Origin of the sequence: Massilia sp. CMS3.1 (genome assembly GCF_051262535.1) — a bacterium.
Lineage (GTDB): Bacteria > Pseudomonadota > Gammaproteobacteria > Burkholderiales > Burkholderiaceae_D > Telluria.
Genome location: NZ_JBIMES010000009.1, coordinates 84,042 through 104,121, shown reverse-complemented (window position 1 = coordinate 104,121; position 20,080 = coordinate 84,042). Strand labels below are relative to the sequence as shown.

Annotated in this window: 14 protein-coding genes; 8 read left to right on the top strand and 6 right to left on the bottom strand. The window is 63.2% G+C overall.

Annotated features, from left to right (window positions below; translation table 11 throughout):
• Nucleotides 1-39: 39 nt before the first annotated feature.
• The 5 genes from aceK (at nucleotide 40) to ACHAC9_RS15780 (ending at nucleotide 5,596) form a co-directional block, all read left to right on the top strand.
• Nucleotides 40-1,863 carry a bifunctional isocitrate dehydrogenase kinase/phosphatase gene (aceK, locus tag ACHAC9_RS15800; protein WP_435761034.1) on the top strand — a complete coding sequence of 608 codons (1,824 nt, stop codon included), beginning with the start codon at nucleotides 40-42 and terminating at the stop codon, nucleotides 1,861-1,863.
• Nucleotides 1,860-3,059, top strand: a complete 1,200-nt coding sequence (locus ACHAC9_RS15795) for an acetyl-CoA C-acyltransferase (protein WP_435761032.1) — start codon at nucleotides 1,860-1,862, stop codon at nucleotides 3,057-3,059. The genes aceK and ACHAC9_RS15795 overlap by 4 nt, the downstream gene beginning before the upstream one ends.
• A gap of 145 nt (nucleotides 3,060-3,204) precedes the next feature.
• Entirely contained in the window at nucleotides 3,205-3,873 is a 669-nt protein-coding gene (locus ACHAC9_RS15790; protein WP_435761030.1) for an SDR family oxidoreductase, read from the top strand.
• Between the two features lie 33 nt (nucleotides 3,874-3,906).
• The gene (locus tag ACHAC9_RS15785; protein ID WP_435761028.1) at nucleotides 3,907-5,034 is read left to right on the top strand and encodes an acyl-CoA dehydrogenase family protein; all 1,128 of its coding nucleotides are present in this window, start codon (nucleotides 3,907-3,909) and stop codon (nucleotides 5,032-5,034) included.
• A 1-nt stretch (nucleotide 5,035) separates the two neighbouring features.
• On the top strand, nucleotides 5,036-5,596 hold the full coding sequence (locus tag ACHAC9_RS15780; RefSeq protein WP_435761026.1) for an N-acetyltransferase family protein: 561 nt from the start codon (nucleotides 5,036-5,038) through the stop codon (nucleotides 5,594-5,596).
• A gap of 132 nt (nucleotides 5,597-5,728) precedes the next feature.
• Here ACHAC9_RS15780 and ACHAC9_RS15775 read toward each other — a convergent pair whose 3' ends face one another.
• From ACHAC9_RS15775 to ACHAC9_RS15765, 3 genes are all read right to left on the bottom strand, one after another.
• Nucleotides 5,729-6,790 (bottom strand): S66 peptidase family protein, encoded by a 1,062-nt coding sequence (locus tag ACHAC9_RS15775; protein ID WP_435761024.1) that lies wholly within the window; start codon nucleotides 6,788-6,790, stop codon nucleotides 5,729-5,731.
• Nucleotides 6,791-6,893: 103 nt separating this feature from the next.
• Nucleotides 6,894-9,650 (bottom strand): TonB-dependent receptor, encoded by a 2,757-nt coding sequence (locus ACHAC9_RS15770; protein WP_435761022.1) that lies wholly within the window; start codon nucleotides 9,648-9,650, stop codon nucleotides 6,894-6,896.
• A 185-nt stretch (nucleotides 9,651-9,835) separates the two neighbouring features.
• A complete protein-coding gene (locus ACHAC9_RS15765) occupies nucleotides 9,836-11,623 on the bottom strand; it encodes an ABC transporter substrate-binding protein (protein WP_435761020.1) in 1,788 nt (595 codons plus the stop codon).
• Between the two features lie 249 nt (nucleotides 11,624-11,872).
• Here ACHAC9_RS15765 and ACHAC9_RS15760 point away from each other — a divergent pair, with 249 nt between their 5' ends.
• The 3 genes from ACHAC9_RS15760 (at nucleotide 11,873) to ACHAC9_RS15750 (ending at nucleotide 17,460) form a co-directional block, all read left to right on the top strand.
• Nucleotides 11,873-13,111 carry a nucleoside recognition domain-containing protein gene (locus ACHAC9_RS15760; protein WP_435761018.1) on the top strand — a complete coding sequence of 413 codons (1,239 nt, stop codon included), beginning with the start codon at nucleotides 11,873-11,875 and terminating at the stop codon, nucleotides 13,109-13,111.
• 16 nt (nucleotides 13,112-13,127) lie between these two features.
• Nucleotides 13,128-14,597, top strand: coding sequence for a D-alanyl-D-alanine carboxypeptidase/D-alanyl-D-alanine endopeptidase (gene dacB, locus ACHAC9_RS15755; RefSeq protein ID WP_435761016.1), 1,470 nt, complete (start codon nucleotides 13,128-13,130; stop codon nucleotides 14,595-14,597).
• Nucleotides 14,598-14,991: 394 nt separating this feature from the next.
• The gene (locus ACHAC9_RS15750) at nucleotides 14,992-17,460 is read left to right on the top strand and encodes a TonB-dependent receptor plug domain-containing protein (protein ID WP_435761014.1); all 2,469 of its coding nucleotides are present in this window, start codon (nucleotides 14,992-14,994) and stop codon (nucleotides 17,458-17,460) included.
• 70 nt (nucleotides 17,461-17,530) lie between these two features.
• On the opposite strand, the gene ACHAC9_RS15745 is transcribed toward ACHAC9_RS15750, so the two are convergent.
• From ACHAC9_RS15745 to ACHAC9_RS15735, 3 genes are all read right to left on the bottom strand, one after another.
• Nucleotides 17,531-18,163, bottom strand: a complete 633-nt coding sequence (locus tag ACHAC9_RS15745; RefSeq protein ID WP_435761012.1) for a hypothetical protein — start codon at nucleotides 18,161-18,163, stop codon at nucleotides 17,531-17,533.
• Nucleotides 18,164-18,330: 167 nt separating this feature from the next.
• On the bottom strand, nucleotides 18,331-18,957 hold the full coding sequence (locus ACHAC9_RS15740) for a M15 family metallopeptidase (protein ID WP_435761010.1): 627 nt from the start codon (nucleotides 18,955-18,957) through the stop codon (nucleotides 18,331-18,333).
• Complete coding sequence (locus ACHAC9_RS15735; RefSeq protein ID WP_435761008.1) at nucleotides 18,954-19,859, bottom strand: LysR family transcriptional regulator; 906 nt, start codon at nucleotides 19,857-19,859, stop codon at nucleotides 18,954-18,956. The genes ACHAC9_RS15740 and ACHAC9_RS15735 overlap by 4 nt, the downstream gene beginning before the upstream one ends.
• Nucleotides 19,860-20,080: the final 221 nt, after the last annotated feature.

Genomic DNA, 20,080 nt, shown 5'->3' with positions numbered 1-20,080 from the left:
TAAAATAGCCGATCACCAGACCCAGGCGCGAGACGAACGATGACACAAGTTGCGTTCCCTAAACTGCTGTCTTCCCAGATCGCGTTCGACATCGCGCGCAGCATTCAGGACGGCTTCGACAAGCACTACCGCCTGTTCCGCGAGGCCAGCCAGGCTGCGAAACGCCATTTCGAGACCGCCAACTGGCCCGTCGCCCAGCGCGCCGCGCGCGAACGGATCGACTATTACGACCAGCGCGTGCAGGAAGCCGTGCACGCCCTGGAAGACGACTACGCGCCCGAAGACCTGGCGGACCACGTCTGGCGCGAAATCAAGCTGCACTACATTGGCCTGCTGTCCGGCCACAAGCAGCCGGAACTGGCCGAAACCTTTTTCAATTCGGTCAGCTGCCACATCCTGCACCGTACCTATTACCACAACGATTTTATCTTCGTGCGTCCGGTGATCTCGACCGAGTACATCGATACCGAAGAGCTGCAACCGGTCTACCGCGTGTACTACCCGGCCGCCGACGGCTTGCGTTTTGCGGTGAAACGCATCGTCACCAATTTCCAGCTCGCCTGCCCTTTTGCCGCGCTCGATCGCGACGTCGCGCTGGTAGAAGCACGCATGCTCGACACCTTCGGCCTGCATCAAACCGAGCCGAACCAGCAATTCCAGGTGCTGTCGAACCTGTTCTTCCGTAACAAGGGTGCGTATATCGTCGGCCGCGCCATCAACGGCGCGCGCGACTACCCGTTCGTGATTCCCGTGCTGCACAACCGGCGCGGCGAACTCGTGCTCGACACCGTGTTGACCGACCCGGAACAGATCGGGATCCTGTTCTCGTTTACGCGCGCTTATTTTTTGGTCGACATGGAAGTGCCCTCGGCCTATGTGGAATTCCTGCGCAGCCTGATGCCACGCAAGCCCAAGAGCGAGATCTACACCCTGCTTGGCCTGCAAAAACAGGGCAAGACCCTGTTCTACCGGGATTACCTGCAGCACCTGAAACACAGCTCGGACCGTTTTCACAGTGCGCCCGGCATCCGCGGCCTGGTCATGCTGGTGTTTGAATTGCCTTCCTTTCCGTACGTGTTCAAGGTCATCAAGGATTTTTATCCGCCACCGAAAGACACGACGCGCGCGCAGATCAAAGAAAAGTATTTGCTCGTCAAACACCACGACCGGGTCGGGCGCATGGCCGATACGCTCGAATATTCGGACGTCGCCTTTCCACTGGCGCGCTTTAGCGAAGAATTACTGGCCGAACTGCGCCGGCATGCGCCCTCGCTGGTCGAGATCGAAGGCGAGCGCATCATCGTCAAGCACCTGTACATCGAGCGCCGCATGGTGCCGCTGAATATGTACCTGACCGAAGCCGAAAAAGCTGGTGACGAGGCGCGCATCGAACACGGCATTCTGGAATACGGGAATGCGATCCGCGACCTGGTCGCCGCGAATATTTTTCCGGGCGATATGCTGTATAAAAATTTCGGTGTCACGCGCCAGGGCCGGGTCGTGTTCTACGATTACGATGAGATCGAAGCCATCACCGACTGCGTGTTTCGCGATATTCCCGAGGCACGCAACGAGGAAGAGGAAATGGCGGCTGAGCCCTGGTACCCAATCGGGAAACATGACGTATTTCCCGAGCAGTTTGGCCGTTTCCTGCTTGGAAATTCGAGGATTCGCCACTATTTTCTGAAGCACCACGCGGACCTGTTGACGCGCGCCTGGTGGCAGGCCCACAAGGACCACATCCTGGCAGGCGAAGTACACGACATTTTTCCTTACCCGCAGCACATCCGTTTTCACCACCCGATTACCACCCCGGCGCCTTCATCTACATACGCGCCATCCTTTTGGAGAACCAACACATGAATGATCCAGTCGTTATCGTCGGCGCCGCCCGTACACCGATGGGCGCCTTCCAGGGCGATTTTTCCTCGAAAACGGCGAGCGACCTCGGTGCGGTGGCCATCAAGGCCGCGGTCGAGCGCGCCGGGGTCGATCCGCAAATCGTCGAGCACGTCTATTTCGGTAACTGCCTGATGGCCGGCCAGGGCCAGGCCCCGGCACGCCAGGCGCTCATCAAAGCCGGCCTGCCGCTCTCCACGGGCGCGGTCACCCTGTCGAAAATGTGCGGCTCGGCCATGCAGAGCGCCATCTTCGCCAATGATGCCCTGCTCGCCGGCAGCGCCGACGTCGTCGTCGCAGGCGGCATGGAATCGATGACCAACGCCCCCTACCTGATCCCGAAGGCACGCGGCGGCTACCGCATCGGCCACGCGCCGATGTTCGACCACATGATGTTCGACGGCCTGGAAGACGCCTATTCGCGCAACGAAAAGACCGGCGAAGGCCGTTCGATGGGCACCTTTGCCGAAGAATGCGTGGCCTCGTACGGGTTCACCCGTGAAGAGCAGGATCATTTTGCGATTACCTCTGTAAAACGCGCCCAGGCCGCCAACAACGACGGCTCGTTCGACTGGGAAATCGCACCGGTCAGCGTCACCTCGCGTAGCGGCGACATCGTGGTCGAGAAGGATGAAGGCCCATTGAAGGCGAAGATCGACAAGATCCCGACGCTGCGTGCGGCGTTCAAAAAGGACGGCACTGTGACCGCCGCGTCCTCCTCGTCGATCAACGATGGCGCCGCGGCGCTGGTCATGATGCGCGAGTCAACAGCCAGGAAACTCGGCCTCACGCCGATCGCGCGCGTCATCGGCCACGCTACCCACGCGCAGGAACCAAACCTGTTCACGACCGCCCCGATCGGCGCGATGCACAAGCTGTTTAAAAAGACCGGCTGGACGGCTGGCGACGTCGACCTGTACGAGATCAACGAAGCCTTTGCCGCCGTGCCGATGGCCGCCATGCGCGATTTAAGCATCCCGCACGACAAGGTGAATATCCACGGCGGCGCCTGCGCGCTGGGCCACCCGATCGGCGCTTCGGGCGCGCGCATCGTCGTCACCTTGCTGGGCGCCTTGAAGAAGACCGGCGGCAAGCGCGGTGTGGCGGCCCTGTGCATCGGTGGCGGTGAAGCGACCGCGATGGCGATCGAGATGGTGTAAGTTGGATGGTCTCCGGGTGCGTTTCGACCCGGAAGCGTTGTACCGCGTGGGCTCTTGAGCCCACCCGGTACAACCGTACGAAATCGAAACGTAATTTTCGCCGCGAACGTTCGCGATTCACTGTTTGACCTGACGGAGTCACACCATGCCTACTGCCCTGATCATCGGCGCCTCGCGCGGCATCGGCCGCGAGCTGGCGCGCCAATACCGCGCCGACGGCTGGCGCGTGATCGCCACCGCCCGCAAACAGCAAGACCTCGACGAACTGGGCCAACTCGGCGCCGAAGCGCATGCACTCGACGTCACGCACGCCGACGCGAGCGCCGCCCTCGGCTTGACGCTCGATGGCGAAACAATCGACAGCGCCTGGCTGGTCGCCGGCCTGTACGGCCCGCGCGACGACGGCTTTCCCACGCAAGACGATTTCGACAGCGTGATGCACACCAACGTGCTGGCCGCGATGCGCCTGCTGCCGATCGTCGCGCCACAAGTGGCCGCGGCGCAGGGCAAACTCGGCGTGCTGTCCTCGCGCATGGGTTCCATCGGCGCACGCAACAGCACCATCGGCTCGCTGTACCGCGCCAGCAAGGCGGCCCTGAATTCCGTACTGCGCGACACGGCACTGACGTTCGGCCCGCAAGGCGCCACCTGCGTCGCCTTCCACCCCGGCTGGGTCCAGACCGACATGGGCGGTGCAAGCGCGGCCATGAACGTCGAAGACAGCGTGCGCGACCTGCGCGCAACCCTGGCAAGCATCACGCCTGACGCGAACGGCACTTTCCTGAACCACGACGGCGACCCGATTCCCTGGTAAGCCGAATAACAAGTCAACAAGACAAGAGACACCATGATCCTGACCGAAGAACACCAGATGATCCGCGACGCCCTGCGCAGCTTTGCGCAGGAACGCCTGGCCCCGCAAGCGGCCCGCTGGGACAAGGAACATTACTTTCCGAAAGCCGAACTGAAGGAACTGGCCCAGCTCGGCGCCTTCGGCGTGGCGGTGCCGGAGCAGTACGGCGGCGCGGGCCTCGACTACGTGTCGCTGGCGCTGGTGCTGGAAGAAATCGCCGCCGGCGACGGCGGCATCTCGACCATCATTTCGGTCAACAACTGCCCGGTCTGCAGCATCGCGATGATGTACGCGAGCGAAGCGCAAAAGCAGCAATGGTTAATTCCCCTGGCGCAGGGTGAACTGCTGGGCGCCTTCGCACTCACGGAACCGCACACCGGCAGCGACGCCGCCGCCCTGCGCACCACCGCGGTACGCGATGGCGATGAATACGTCATCAACGGCACCAAGCAGTTCATCACCAGCGGCAAGTACGGCGACGTCGCGATTGTCATGGCCGTGACCGACAAGGCGGCGGGTAAAAAAGGCATCAGCGCGTTCTGGGTACCGGTGAACACGCCCGGCTACATCGTCGCCGGCCTGGAACAGAAGATGGGCCAGCATTCGTCGGACACGGCGCAGATCGTGTTCGAGAATTGCCGCGTCCCGGCCGCGAACCTGATCGGTGAAGAAGGCATGGGTTATAAAATCGCCCTGTCGGGCCTCGAAGGCGGGCGCATCGGCATCGCTTCGCAATCGGTCGGCATGGCGCGTGCAGCCTTCGAGGCAGCGCTGGCCTACGCCAAGGACCGAACCAGCTTCGGCAAACCGATTTTCGAACATCAGGCGGTGCAGTTCCGCCTGTCGGAAATGGCGATGCAGATCGAAGCGGCGCGCCAGTTGATCCTGCACGCGGCCTCGATGAAGGACGCGGGACTGCCCTGCCTGAAGGAAGCGGCAATGGCAAAATTGTTTGCCTCCGAGATGGCCGAGCGCGTAGTGTCGAACGCAATGCAGGTCTTCGGCGGTTACGGTTATGTGTCCGACTTCCCGATCGAGCGCATCTACCGCGACGTGCGCGTCTGCCAGATTTATGAGGGCACGAGCGACATCCAGAAAATCCTGATCGCACGAGCGCTCTGAGGTGCACGCAGCCGCCTTACCCACGATCCGCAGCGTCGTGCCCGCCGACCTGCCGGCCCTGTTCGTCTATCTCGACGACCACCTGCAAGACAACGGCCGCGACGGCACGCCGCTGTTCCAGCCGATGGCGCGCGCCGATTCGCGCTTCCCGGTCGACAAGCGCGCCGCGTTTGCGCTCGGCCTGGGCGCGGGAGTCGGCGCCCCCGGCTGGCGCCGCGCCTGGATGGCGCTCGATGGAGATGGCGCCATCTGCGGCCACGTCGACCTGCGCGCGCGGCCCGAGCGGGCGTCCAGCCACCGCTGCCTGCTCGGCATGGGCGTGCACCGCGATTTTCGGCGCCAGGGATTGGGTGAGCGCCTGCTGGCCACTGCGCTCGACTGGGCCCGTGGGCAGGCTGCGCTCGATTGGGCCGACCTCGAGGTGCTGTCATCGAACCTGCCGGCACGCCGCTTGTATGAGCGCTGCGGTTTTACCTTTGCCGGCGAATTGCCCGACCTGTTTCGTATCGACGGCGAGCAGCACGGTTACGTGTACATGACTCTTCACCTAGCTGGGGTCTGACATTCGGACACGTCCTCTGCCGTAATATTCAGGCAATGCCTTTTTGAAACGCAGCGACTACCAGGTTCGGGCGGGGCTGAAAGTATGGCTGTGCTCGTGTCCGAATGTCAGACCCCAGCCTTTTACAAGCGCCTAGCTGACTGCGCTTTCCAGCAGCGTCACCGTCTGCCGCTCGGTATCGAGGGTGGCGCGAATCCCCATCGGGATCGTGAACTGGTCGCGGATATGCCCGATCGAGTAGCCCGTCACGGCTGGAACCGAGAGCGGCTGCAAGTGGATGTCCAAGGTCTGGTCGAGGGTCAGCGAGCTATCCTCGTGCTCCGGCCCGCAGTCTTCGCAGATGCCGACCATCACGCCCGCCGCTGTCGACAAGCCGACGGATAAATCGAGCTGGGTCATCCAGCGGTCGATCCGGTACGGCGCCTCGTTGACTTCTTCCAGGAACAGGATGCTGTCTTTAAAATCCGCCGCATACGGCGTGCCGGCCAGCGCTGCGACCAGGCTCAGGTTGCCGCCCATGAGGGGGCCGGTCGCCGTTCCGCCGTGCACGGTGCGCATGGCGAAATGGGGCTTGTCGAGCGCGCGCCGGCTGTTTTCCAGCGCCATCGGAATCGTGTACGTCGGCTGCGGGTCGGTCAGCACCGCCATCATGTGCTCGATCGCATAATCCGTCATCGTCGACGACGCCACCGGGCCGTGGAAGCTCACCAGTCCCGCGTGCTTGTAGATGGCCAGGTGCAGCGCCGTGATGTCCGAGTAGCCCAACAAAATTTTCGGGTTGGCGCGGATCAGCTTGAAATCGAGGTGGGCCAGCAGCGAGATGCAGCCGGAGCCGCCGCGGATCGGCCAGATCATGTTGATTTCCGGGTCGCCGAACATGGCGTGCAGATCGGCCAGGCGCTGCGGTACGCTGCCGGCGTAGTTGCCGTGCACTGCGCGCAGGGACGCGCCTTCGCGTACTTTGAACCCCAGTGCTTCGATGTTGCGGCGCGCCTTGGCGATCGATTTCTCGGTGGCGTAGCCGCCCGGCGCGATCAGGGCGACGGTATCGCCAGGCCGCAGGCGCGGAGGTTTGATCAGCGGTGTCATTTTTAATGGTGCGACACGGCGCCGGCGTCGAGCGGCGGCGGCCGGCATTGGCAGCAATGCGGCCGCTGCCAGCCAGGCCGCGAAGGCGCGCCGGCTGGTGCTCATGCCACCCTCGTTCGGGGAATCAACATGTGACGAAAAAAAGTAACAACCCGTGCCGGGCAAGCGCGGAAGCGCTGCCTGAGGCACGGGCCGCCTGCACGCACAATCAGAAGAACTTGTACGAGAGGTTCAGCGTGTAGGCACGCCCACGCGGATCGGCAACCCGTGGATCCCAGCCGGCGCCGACGACGTCGTCGACGTTGTGCGCGGTGAAGGACGGATCGCGGTCGAACAGGTTCTGGACACCGAAGGTGATCGACGTATTTTTAAAACCCTTGTACGTCGTCGCCAGGCCGAAGCGGGTATAGCTCGACACGTCCGGATCGAAACCCGGCGGCGGCGTACCCTTGCCGGCGTTCGGCAATTGATCCTTGTAGCCCGACGCGAAGTTATTGCTCACCAGGACGTTCCAATCGCCACGGGTCACGCTGAAGGTGGCGCTGTGCTTCCATTTCAGGTACAGGTCGCGCGTGAAGAACAGGCCGACGTATTCCTTGTACGGCTGGCCTTCGATTTCGGCGAATTTAAAACTGTCGGTCCAGGTGCCGTCCAGAGTCGCGTTCCACTTCCAGCCGCCTTCGAACTTGCCGTCGCCGCGCAGGCCGAGGTCGATGCCGCGGGTCTTCGCGCCCGCCGCATTGATCCAGCCGGCCTGGATGTACTGGATCGTGCCGTCCGGATTGCGGATGATGTTGTCCGACAGCGCGACCGGGTTCTGCAGCACGATGGTTGGCGTGCGGTTCAGGATCCGATCCTTCATGTTGATCGCCCACCAGTCGAGCGAAGCCGAGAAGCCCTTGAAGGGCTCGATCACGATACCGAGCGTGCCCTGCTTCGAGGTTTCCGGCTTCAGGTTCTGGTTGCCGCCTGAGAGGTAATCGAAACGATCCGGTGCACAGAAACGCGGATCGTTCGGATTGGCCGCGCAACCGACGGTGTCGACCACGCCGCTCGACATTTCCTGCGGCAGTGCGCCGGTATAAAGCTGGGTAAAGCTCGGGGCCAGGAAGCCCTTGTTGGCAGAGCCGCGGAATAGCAGCCAGCTCGCCGGCTGGTAGCGGAAGGCGATCTTCGGATTCGTGGTCGCACCGATCACGCTGTAATCGTCGCGGCGCACGGCCAGTTGCAGTTCGAGGTCGGTCGTGACCGGAACGATGAACTCGGCAAACAGCGCCTTCACGTCGCGCGTGGCCTTCGGCAGGTTGGCGTTGCCCGGCGACAACAGGATCGGATCGGCCGCCACGTCCTGGGTGTACAGGTAGCTCTCGCGGCGCAAGTCGAAGCCGGCCGCCATCGCCAGCTTACCCGCTGGCAGCTGGAACAGTTCGCCCGACACGGTGCCGTCGAGCTGGGTCATGGTCGTCTTGCCGGTCTGGAAGGCGCCGCGGTATTTGGTGCGTTCGAGCGCATCGATGGCCGCCTGGGTCTGGCTGCCGTCGATCGACCAAGGATTGACGATGCCGCTGCCCAGCACGCTGTAGAAATCGTTCGTGTAGGCGTAGCCGTCGAGCAGCTCCATGTGGGTCTTGCTCTGCGCTTTCGACAGGCCGAGCTTGTAGTCCCAGTTGCGCAGCGTGCCTTCCATGCCGACCAGAAGGCGCCCGCTCTCGGTCGTGTTTTCCTGGGTGCGGTTGCCCAGCGGATTGGCGCGCCACTTGTAGATGATCGGCAGGTTGCGGTTGTAAGTCGGGATGAAGGGCGTCAGGTCCTGGTAATACTGGCCGCCGACTGGATAGGCGTTACGGTTGGCCAGCGAGGTCGAGATCTGGGCCGGGGTCAGGATCGAGATGACTTGCGAACGCGAACCGATCGCCTCGACAAACAGCTTGTGCTCGGGCGCCAGTTTATAGGTGCCGCGCAGCAGCAAATTCGTCTGTTCCGACGGCGACTGCATGACGTAGTCGCCACCGTAGTCGTAGGCGCAGGAATAGGTCGAGCGCAGCGGTGAGGTCACGTCTTTCCACAGAGCACTCTGATATTGCGACATGCCTTCGACGCTGTCGCACTTGCCCTGGAAGCTCAGTGGATTAGCTTGCAGATAGGTGTTGCTGTCGCCTGGCACCTTGAAACCGGTGCCGAGGGCAGTGCCTGCACCGGTCAGCTGGTTGGCGAACGGAGTGCCGGTGGTGTCCGGCGACAGGCCGCGTTGCGGCTGGAAGCCGTTCGCGAACGCGCGCTGGCGCGACTCGAGCTTTTCGTTTTTCGTGAAGGCAACCGTGCCCATGACGTTGAAGCCGTCGTTTTCCAGGTCGCCGTGGCCGACGATCAGCGAGCCGCGGTGGATGTTGCCGCCGCCTGCTTCGGTGACGTTGGTATACGCCGACGCTTCCGCGCCCTGGTAGTCGGTTTTGAGGATGATGTTCATGACGCCACCGATCGCATCGGTGCCGTAGATGGCCGAGGCGCCATCCTTCAGGATCTCGATGCGGGCAATCGCCGCCATCGGAATCGAATTCAGGTCGACCGCCTTGCCGCTCTTGCCGTGGGTCGGCGCGCGGCGGCCATTGATCAGGACCAGGGTGCTGTTCGGTCCCAGGCCGCGGAACGAAGCGAAGCTAGCGCCGCCGCTGACGCGGTCGGCGTCCGGGCCGAACACGTTATTGCCCGAGGTCGGGTTGTCGGCGCCGGTACCGTTCGCCGAAATCATGCTCATCAGTTGCTCGGCCGAGGTGATGCCCTGCTTTTGCAGCATGTCGGCACTGATGACCTGCACCGGCAGCGCGCCTTCTTTCGCCACGCGCTTGATGCTCGAACCCGTGATCTCGACGCGTGCCATCGGGGTATTCGGTTGCAATTCCTGTGCAACCGCCGGGCTCACCACCCCGATCAGGGCAATCAGATGGGCTAATTTCTTTAACTTCACGCGTCTCTCCTATGGATTCCGTCAATCGACTCACTGGGCGGCGATAAATCGCTGGTCATCGTAATGTCATGGCATCACGTTATCTTGTCGTTTCGAGACTACGCCCGGCCTCTGGCGCCATCCAATGAAATAACCGGCTGGAAGTATAACTTCCGGGAATATTTATAAACGGAAATTCGACGGGTCTAGCGCTGCTGCTGGGACAAACGTGCCCTTTGCGCCACATCCACGTCGAGATAGCGCCAGGACGTCAATTCGACCGGATGACGCTTGTAGTTTTTTAGCCACGGATGCCGGATATCGGCGGAGACCGAATGGGTCAGCGGCACCCACGGGTTGTAGGCGTGGATCAGCTGGTTCATCTCGAAGTACAGCCGTTGGCGTGCCGGACCGTCGGCCAGCACGCGTGCCGCCTCGTAGCGGGTGTTGTACGCTGGCAAATTAAAACGTGCATAGTTGGCGCGGCCGGCGTTCGGGCCGTACAGCAGCTGGTAAAAATTCTCGCCGTCAGGGAAGTCGGCAATCCAGTTACTCTCGAACATCGTCACCTTGCCCAGGCGCGAGGCCTTGATGATCTCCGTCTTCTTGTCCGATTTGAACACGACGCGCAGGCCGATCGAATTCAGGCATTTTCTCCACAGTTCGTCGCGCAGGCGCCCGCCGACCGTCGCTTCGCTGTGCATGCTCAAGGTCAAGGGTTTGCCATCGGGAGCAAGACGGAACCCTACCCCATCGCGCTTGCCGTAGCCGTGGCGGTCCAGTAAGGCGTTCGCCAGCGCCGGATTGTAGGGAACCGGAGAGCGGTAGGCAGGGTCGTAGCCCAGCACGTTTGGCGGCAGCGGCGACTCGGCCTTGATCGCAAACCCTTTCTTTAACAGCGAGATGTCTTCCGCATTGTTGTAGGCGAGCGCGATGGCGCGGCGCAGGGCGATCCGGTCCTCCGTGTAGCCGCCCAGCACCGGGTCGTTCATGTTCATCCACATGTAATAGGTCTGCAGCACCGGAAACCGCGACAGCTGCATGCCGCGTTGCCGCAGTTCCGGTTTGAGTGCGCCGTCGCGGATCACCATGTCCGTCATCGATTCGGGCACCTGCTCGAGATAGTCGTATTCGCCTTTCAAAAAGCCGAGCATGCGGCCTTGGAATTCTTCGGCGATTTTCACTTCGACGCGGTCCACGCGCGGCAGGCGCTTGCCGGCCAGCGCTGCGGCAATGTTCTGGTCTTCCGGATCCTTGCCCGGCGTGGCGCTGAACACGGCGCTCGAATACGGGTTCGCCAGCAGCACGATGCGGTCGCTTCTCTTCCAGTCGCCGATCATGAAGGGACCGGTGCCCACCGGGTGGTTCCCGGCCTGGCCCGGATAGGCTTCGATCACTTCGCGCGCCACCACGCTCGATGCCGGTGTCGCCATATAAAACAGGAAGTTATTATCCGGCTCCTTCAGGCGGATGCGCAGGGTGGTACGGTCGAGTGCCTGCAAGCCGGGAATCGCCGTGTCATGGCTGAACTGTTTTTTCAGGGCCTCGTCGCCGGCGAGCTTGCCGTCGAACATATACGACCAGGGCGATTTGATGGCCGGGTCGTACAGGCGCTGGAGGCTGTAGACGTAGTCCTGCGCCGTCATCTCGCGCCTGACACCCTTGAACGCCGGATCGGGCGTGAAATAAATGCCGGGCCGGATTTTAAATGTGTAGGTGCGCCCGTCGGCGCTGACTTCCGGCATGGCGCTCGCCGTGTTCGGGCGCAATGTGACGGGGCGCGCAAGGTAGTCGTAGCGCAGCAGCGGATCGAACAGGTTTTCCAGCAGGGAGAGCGTGGCAATGTCCGAGGCGGCGGCCGGATCGAGGCCGGTTTCGCCCGTCGACAGGAACATGTACAGCACTTTTTCGCCCCCTACTGGGCCTGCCGGCGGGGCGGCAAGCGCCACGCCGGCAGCGAGCAGCAAAGTACAAAAGGAGGCGTGAAGTGTCATGGTGCAAGTCCTGGTTGAGCGTTGCGTATGATAGGCGCGCGGCCTGCGGCAAGCAAACCAAACGCTGGGCGCATAACTTTTCTGCATGGCGCGGCTGCATTCTTTCATCCTTGCACCTTGCTCTGCGCCTATACTCTGCGCTGCAGAATCGTGCGCATGAGTGCCGTGACGATCGTCTGCGGCTGTTGAACCAGCGGCGTCATCCGGAACCATGGGCCGGACGACCCCGCCCGCTTATCGGACCCACGCATGGCATTAAATTACATCTGGACTGGCTTTTTCCTCGTCGGCTTCGTTGCAGCGCTTGCCCAATGGCTGTTTTTAGGCGACAACGAAATTTTTAAACGCGTCATCGACGGTACCTTCAGTTCCGCCAAGATGGCAGTGATGGACATCGCCCTGCCGCTGGCCGGCGTGATGACGCTCTGGCTGGGCATCATGAACATCGGCGAAAAGGCCGGCGCCATCAACCTGTTCGCACGCATCATCGCACCCTTCTTTTCCCGCATCTTTCCAGGCGTACCGCGCGAGCACCCCGCGAATGGCCACATGGTCATGAATTTTTCGGCGAATATCCTGGGACTCGACAATGCCGCGACCCCGTTCGGCCTGAAGGCGATGGAAAGCCTGCAGACACTGAACCCGCACAAGGAAGAAGCAAGCGATGCCCAGATCATGTTCCTGGTCATCCAGACCTCGGGCCTGACGGTGATTCCGCTGGCGATCATGGCCCAGCGCGCCATCCTCGGCGCGGCGAATCCGGCGGATATTTTTATTCCGACCCTGATCGCCACCTTCTGCTCGACCTTCACCGGCATCGTTGCCGTCAGCCTGCGCCAGCGCATCAACCTGCTCGACCCGGTCGTGTTCGGCTGGATCGGCGGCCTGACGGCGATCATCGGCGCCCTCGTGTTTTATCTCACCAATTACCTGGCCAAGTCGGAGATCGAGCTGGTATCGGTGGTTGCTGCCAACCTGATCCTCTTTTCCATCATCGCCGCCTTCATGGTGGCGGCGCTGCGCAAGGGGATCAATGTGTTCGAAGCGTTTATCGAAGGGGCGAAAGGCGGCATCGAAACCTCGCTGAAGATCATTCCCTACCTGGTCGGCATGCTGGTGGCCATCAGCGTGGTGCGCAACTCGGGCATCCTGGGCCTGATCGTCAACGCCTTCGAATGGGTATTTACCCAGCTTGGCCTGCGCACCGACTTCGTCGGCGCCCTGCCCACCGCCCTGATGAAGCCTTTGTCCGGCAGCGGCTCGCGCGCGATGATGATCGACGCGATGACGACCTATGGCGTCGACTCCTTCGTCGGCCGCCTGGCCTCGATCCTGCAAGGCGCAGCCGACACCACCTTCTATATCGTCGCCCTGTATTTCGGCTCGGTCGGCATTCGCAAGACCCGCTACGCGATCGGTTATGGATTGCTGGCCGACCTCGCGGGCGTGATTGCCGCCATTTTCGTCGCCTATCTCTTCTTCGGTTAATCGATCAAGGAGCCGCATGTTGCGCCAACTCGCCCTCGCCGCCGCCCTCCTCGCCGGTTTCCCGGCACAGGCCCAGTTGCCGCAACCGGTGACGCAACTGCTGGCACAGCACGGCATGACGCCCGACTCCGTCAGCGCCCTGGTGCTGCGCGGCGACCAGGTCATCGTGTCGCACCTGGCCGAGCGCCCCATGCAGCCGGCCTCCACCATGAAACTGGTGACGACCCTGGTCAGTCTCGAGCACCTGGGACCGGTGTTTCGCGGACGCACCGAGATGCTGACAAACGGCGAACTCAAGAAGGGCGTGTTACAGGGCGACCTGGTGCTGCGCGGCGGGGCCGATGCCGACTTGTCCGGGGAAGTGCTGGAAGGCATGCTGCGTGCGCTGCACAATGCCGGCATCAGGCGCGTCAACGGTAACCTGGTACTCGACCGCAGCCTGTTCCAGCCGGCGCGTCTTGATGTCGGCCTGCCGCCCTTCGACGAGTCGCCCGAGGCGTATTACAACGTCATTCCCGACGCGCTCCTGATCAACAAGAACATGCTGCAGATTGACATGCGCTCGACGGATAAACGCCTGCAGATCGACATGCAGCCGGCGCTGTCCGGCGTGACGATCGCCTCGAACATGACGCTGGTCGACGCCGATTGTACAAAATGGGAAGACGGCTGGAAGCTGCCGCAAGCGGTGCGCGCCCCGAATGGCAAGCTGCGGGTCGTGTTGCAGGGAACCTACCCGAAGAACTGCGCCAGGACCAACAGCATCAATGTCCTTGATCGTGACGACTATATCGACGGCCTGTTTCGCCTGAAGTGGAAACAGCTGGGTGGCAAGCTGAGCGGCAAGACGGTCGCTGGTACGGCGCCGCTTGACGCGCGCCTGCTGGCCGAACACCGTGCGCGGGCGCTGCCGGAGGTGGTGCGCGATACAAACAAACCGTCGGACAATGCGCTGGCGCGCACGCTGTTCCTGAGCCTGGGCGCCCTGGAAGCGGACCCGGTGCTGGGCAGCCGGCCACTGCCGGCCCTCCCGGACCACACCACCTATACCCGTGCCGACGGCGCGGTGCGCAACTGGATGCGCGCGCGCGGCATCGACGACAGCGGTTTTGTCATCGACAACGGGTCGGGCCTGTCGCGCATCGAACGCATCAGTCCGGCGCAGATGGGCGGCTTGTTACGCGCCGGCCTGCGCAGCAACTGGGCGCCTGAGTTCCTGGCCAGCATGCCGATTGCCGGGACCGACGGCACCATGCGCCGGCGCCTGAACGGCAGCCCGGCCGCGGGGCGCGCCCGCCTGAAAACCGGGACACTGCGCAATGTGGTGGCCGTGGCAGGGTATGTGCCGGATGCGAACGGCGTGCAGCACGTGGTGGTGGCGATGCTCAATGACGACCTGGCCGGCGACGGGCGCGGGCGCGCCGTGGTCGATGCGCTGGTGGATTGGGTGGCGAAGTCGGGGGGCGTGGCGCCAGCCGCGCAGTAGGTTTCGTCGGGTGGGCCGGGCGGCGAAAGGCTCTTGAGCCCACGCTGTTTCACAATCTGAGCTGTGTTCGCCTGAACCGGCGCCAACTGCCGATGTGCATTCTGACTTGACGAATGCCGGACGCGCAATGTGTAGGCGACCGCCGTACCGCGTGGGCTCGAGAGCCCACCCTACGCCTGTGCTGGCCGCGCAAGCTCAACCAATCGAGCTTACTGCCTTTTCTCTTGTCCCGCACACAATATTGCTGCGATGACACATAAAAACAACGCCCCATTTGTGTGCGTTGTATGTAATTACGTCAATTGTTAATATGACTTTCACGTATGGAAACATAGCCATACGTCATGACCGTATTCCGAGGCAATCCGCTTCGAACATCAAGAAAAGAGAGAACATGACGAGACCTGCCTGCCATCCCTTCCGCCAAACCCTGCTCGCGACCGCCCTGCTGGCGGCGCTGTATCCTGCTGCTGCGCAAGAGACGGGCACTACGACTTCCACGACGGGCGCCGCCGACGACAGCACGCCGGCCCGCGTTGTCGTGCTCGGTTCGCGTTCGAGCGCCAAGACCGCGCTCGATACGGCAGCGCCCGTGGGACTGATCAATGCGAAGGACATGCAGACCGCCGGTCCCCTGGAACTCGGCAAGCTGCTGCAAACGCTCGATCCGTCGTTCAATTTCTCGACCACTTTCATCAGCGACGGCACCGACATCATTCGTCCGGCCACCCTGCGCGGCCTCGGTCCCGACCAGCTGCTGGTGCTGGTGAACGGCAAGCGCCGCCACCAGCAAGCGCTGGTCAACGTCCAGCAAACCATTGGCCGCGGTTCGGCCGGTACCGACATCAATGCCATTCCCATGTCGGCAATCAGTCACATCGAAGTGCTGCGTGACGGCGCCGCCGCCCAGTACGGGTCGGATGCGATCGCCGGCGTGATCAATATCGTCCTCAAATCGCAGATCAAGGAAACGCAGGTCAGCAGCTCGGTCGGCACCACCTCCGAGGGCGACGGCGACATGATCTCGGCCAGCGCCAACACCGGCTTTGCGCTCGGCACCGACGGTGGCTACGTGAACCTGTCGGTCGAAGGCCGCCGCCGCGGCGAAACCAACCGCGCCGGCGTCGACACGCTGCGTGTCGATCCACCGCGCGTCACCCAGCGCATCGGCGACAGCCTGGCCAAGGATGCCTTCCTGTGGGTGAATGCCGCCCTGCCGCGCACCAAGGACAGCGAATTCTATGCCTTCGGCGGCACCTCGAAGCGCTCCGGCGATTCGGCCGGCTTCTACCGCACCGCGGGCGACGCCCGCAACGTGCCGGCCGTCTACCCGAACGGTTTTCTCCCGAACATCGTCACGACGGTGAAAGACAGCTCGTTCGCCGTCGGCTACCGCCACGACCTGGCCAACGACTGGAAGTTCGACACCAGCGTGAACCACGGCCGCAGCCAGCTGAAATTCCATGAGCGCGAGTCGATCAACGTCAGCTACTGGTACGAGCCAAGGCCAAGCGGCGGCATCTATGCCGAGTCCCCGTTGGAAGCCGATACCGGCACCCTGAAATTCAACCAGACCACCTTCAATGCCGACCTGCGCGGCCCGATCGACCTGGGCGGCCGCAAGGTCTCGCTGGCGGCTGGTTTCGAATACCGCACCGACAATTACGAAATCGAGGCCGGCGACGCGGTCTCGTACCAGTACGGCCGCACCAACAACCCGGCGATCGTCATCCGCGACCAGACCGGCGGGATTGCCGCTTCCGGCGCCCAGGGCTTCCCTGGCTACACGCCATCGACCGCAGTCGACGAAGGCCGACATAACATCGCCTTCTACATCGATGCCGAGCACAATCTCACCGACAAGCTGCTGGTGGCCGGTGCGGTCCGTTACGAAAAATACTCGGACTTCGGCAGCACCACGACCGGTAAGCTCTCGATGCGCTACGACCCGTCGCGCACTGTCGGCCTGCGCGGCAGCGTCTCGACCGGCTTCCGTGCGCCGTCGGTGCAGCAGAAGTTCTACAGCTCGGTGTCGACCAACCTGAACGCGGCCGGCGTGCTGACCGAAACCCTGACCGCGCGTGAAGGCAGTGCCGTCACTCGCGCCTTCGGCATCGCTCCGCTGAAGGAAGAGACCTCGAAGAACGCCAGCATCGGCATCGTGCTGCGCCCGATGCAGAACTTCTCGGTCACGGCCGACCTGTACCGCATCGATATCGACGATCGCATTGTCTTCTCGAGCAACATCGCACCGGAAGCTGGCGCCGGCCCGATCCGTGCCATCCTCGACCCGCTGAAGGTCGGCCAGGCGCAGTTCTTCACCAACGCGATCGACACCAGCACCAACGGTTTCGATCTGGTGGCGGAGCACACCACGCGCTGGCCTGGTTCGACCCTGGTGCTGTCCGGCCAGCTCGGCTTCAACGAGACCGAAGTCAAGGCGCGCCGCTCGCAGTCGCCAGTCTTGAGCGGCGCCCAGCTGTTCGACGACACGCAGGTCACGCTGATCGAACGCGGCCAGCCGCGCCAGCACCATGTGGTCGCCGCCGACTACACGGCTGGCCCGTGGAATGTGAACACCCGCGCCAACTACTTCGGCGAAGTGCAGGGCCAGGGCTTCACCCCCGGGTTCGTGCAGACCTGGGAAGCGAAGTGGCTGGTCGACCTGAGCGTGCGCTATGCCTTCACCAAGCGCCTCTCCCTGGCCGTCGGTGCAAACAACCTGTTCGACACCTACCCCACCGAGTGGGACAAGGAGCGCGCAGCGCCGTTCCCGCAACTGGGCTTCACCCACTGCTGGGAAACCTGCCCGATCGGCGTCAACGGGCGCCAGATGTACGCCCGCGTCGACTACGCGTTTTAAGGCTTAGCCCCCGCTAGAGCGTGTGAAAAATCTCGTTTTGTTCACACGCTCCAACCCCGGGCACGCAGCGTCAGGGTTTCGACGCCTGCGTGCCTCCTGCCGATGAAGGCTCCAGCCACGGAGCCCCTGCCACGTCGGGCCTGGCCTCGACCAGCGCCACCTGCGCCTTCGTCGTTTCGCGGATCGTGCGCACGACGTCGAGCATCGTTTTTTCGGCGAATTTTTCGGGGGTGCCAAGCACCATGCCGCTGGCCCGGCGCGGCCACTCGAGCCAGCCGCCCTCTTTCTTGGTGAAGGCGGCGTACATGTCGAGGTGGTAGCCGGTTTTATATTGATACAGGCAGGCGACGATATGCATGTCTTGTCCGCCGCGCACGTCGGGGCGGGCTTTGGCGGTCCAGCTGGCGCCGTCGCAGCTCGGTCCACGCGCGGCGCCGGGGGCGTCGGCCAGTTTGAAGCGGCCCGGCTGGTCGAGCACCTCGGTCGTTTCAGGCAGGGGCGTGGCCAGCGTGGCGTTCTGGATGTTGCGGCTGATGCCCTCGCTGGCCGCACGCACCACGCTTGGGGCCGGCGCCTCGGTTTTAATATCGAATACCCGGACATACTCGATCGTCCGGTCGCGCGCCGTGAACAGGTCACCTGCCGCCGTTCCGCACCCTGCCAGCGCCGTTGCCACGGCAGCGGCCATCATCAATCGTTTCATTGCGCACCTCTCTTGTCCGTTGGAAGAATGGTATTGCGCGAGAGGAAAAGAAGCGGACTCGTCAAGCCGCGGCATCAATCTCTCGTCAGTACCAGGAGATTGTCCGGGTCCAAAGAGTGCCGAAGGATGAGAAAACTCAAGTGTGCGCCGAAGTGGCGGAAATGATGTCAGAGCACGCGGCGAAAGCGCGTGCGCACGCGTTCGCGGTCGCCGCAGTCGAAATGCCACCATTCGGTATTGATCCCGGCGAAGCCGGCGCCGCACATGGCGCCGCGCAGCAGGCGGCGGTTGGCGACCTGTTGTTCGCTCAGTTTTCCAGTGGCCAGAAAACCTTCTTCCAGCGCCGGGTGCGACAAATCGGTCATGTCGTCGAAGCCTGTGCCCATGTCGAGTTCGCGTCCCGCGGCGTCGAGGATGGTCACGTCGAGCGCCATGCCGTAGGAGTGGATCGAGCCGCGCGCCGGATTCGCCAGGTACATCTGCAGGCCGGTGCCCTCCAGCGCATCCCACAGCTGCTGCTGCACCCGTTGCGGGCGCAGGGCGTCGAGCACGAGCAAGGTGTGGCCCGGTGCATGTTCGGCCAGCCAGGCGACTGCCGTTTCCAGGGCCGCGGCCGCTTCATGGTGCAGCCAGGCGCAGTCGAAAGGCGAGTACAGGTCGCGGCCGACGAAGTTGTTGGCGCCGGCGTAGCGCAGGTCGACCCCGATCCCCGCGATCGACGCCAGACACCGGAACTCTTCGCTGCCGGCGATGTCTTCGCTGGCAAGCGTCAAGCGCAGGTCCTGGCTATTCATGCACTTCCCTTTTCAAGACAGGTGCGGGCGGTCGCGCCGATGCAATTGGCCAGTTCGCGCGCGCCGTGCGACAGCGGCGCATGATTCGCCGTCAACAAATACAGCTGGACCGGCATGCCCGGGTCCCACTGGCGGCGCTGCACTTTATCAAGCGCTGCCGAGGCCGCCGTGAACGGATCCACCACCGCCGTGCCGGCGCCCGCTTCGACCAGCGAACGGGCGATCTGATAGGTCTGCACCACGGTGCGAAACACGGGCTGCACGCCCTGCGCTTCACAGGCGGCGACGACAATTTCACCGATCGGGTCGTCGTCGGCCAGGCCGATCAATTCACCGGTAAGACCTTCGGGACCGATCGGCTGCGCGCATTCGGCGGCGCTCCAGGTGCCGGCGGGCGCGATCACCGTCAGCATGCCCTGGGCGATCGGTTCGGCGACGATGCCGGGGTGGCGCGGGTCCTGCAGCGACAGCGCGAGATCGGCCTCGCCCAGGCGCAGCGCGTTGACGATTTCGCTGGTGTGGTAAGTCGCCAGTTCGCAACGCGTCTGGACGAAATCACGGCGCCAGGCCGTCATCGCCTGCGGCAGCACGCTGATGGCCAAGGTCGGCGTCGACACCAGGCGCACGGTCTCGACCGCCCGGCCCTTGAGACTGGCGGCCAGGCGGCGGATGCCCTGCAGGTCGCGATGGAGTTTTTCGGTCTCGATGAACAGGCGGTGCGCTTCCGGCTTCGGATAGAGTTTTCCGCGCACACGCTCGAACAGCGGCATGCCCAGCTGCAGCTCGGCATGCTGCAGCACTTTCGTCACGGCCGGCTGCGAGATGTGCAAGACCTGGGCGGCACCGCTGATGGTGCCGACCTGCATGATGGCGTGGAAAACTTCGATGTGGCGCAGGCGCATGGTTCACTCCTTGGAGACGCCCGTACGGGGTGGGCAGGCCGAAGGATACAGGGAAACGGCGTGCACCGCGAACGTCACTGTGGGGTGCCTGCAACCGGTGCGGCGGGTGTCGTCGTCGGTTGCGGCGCAGGCGGGACGGACAGCGTCGGCGGCGTTACCGGCGGCACGGGTTGCGCGGGCTGCGTCGGTTGCAGCGGCTGCACCGGCCGCATCTCCGGGAC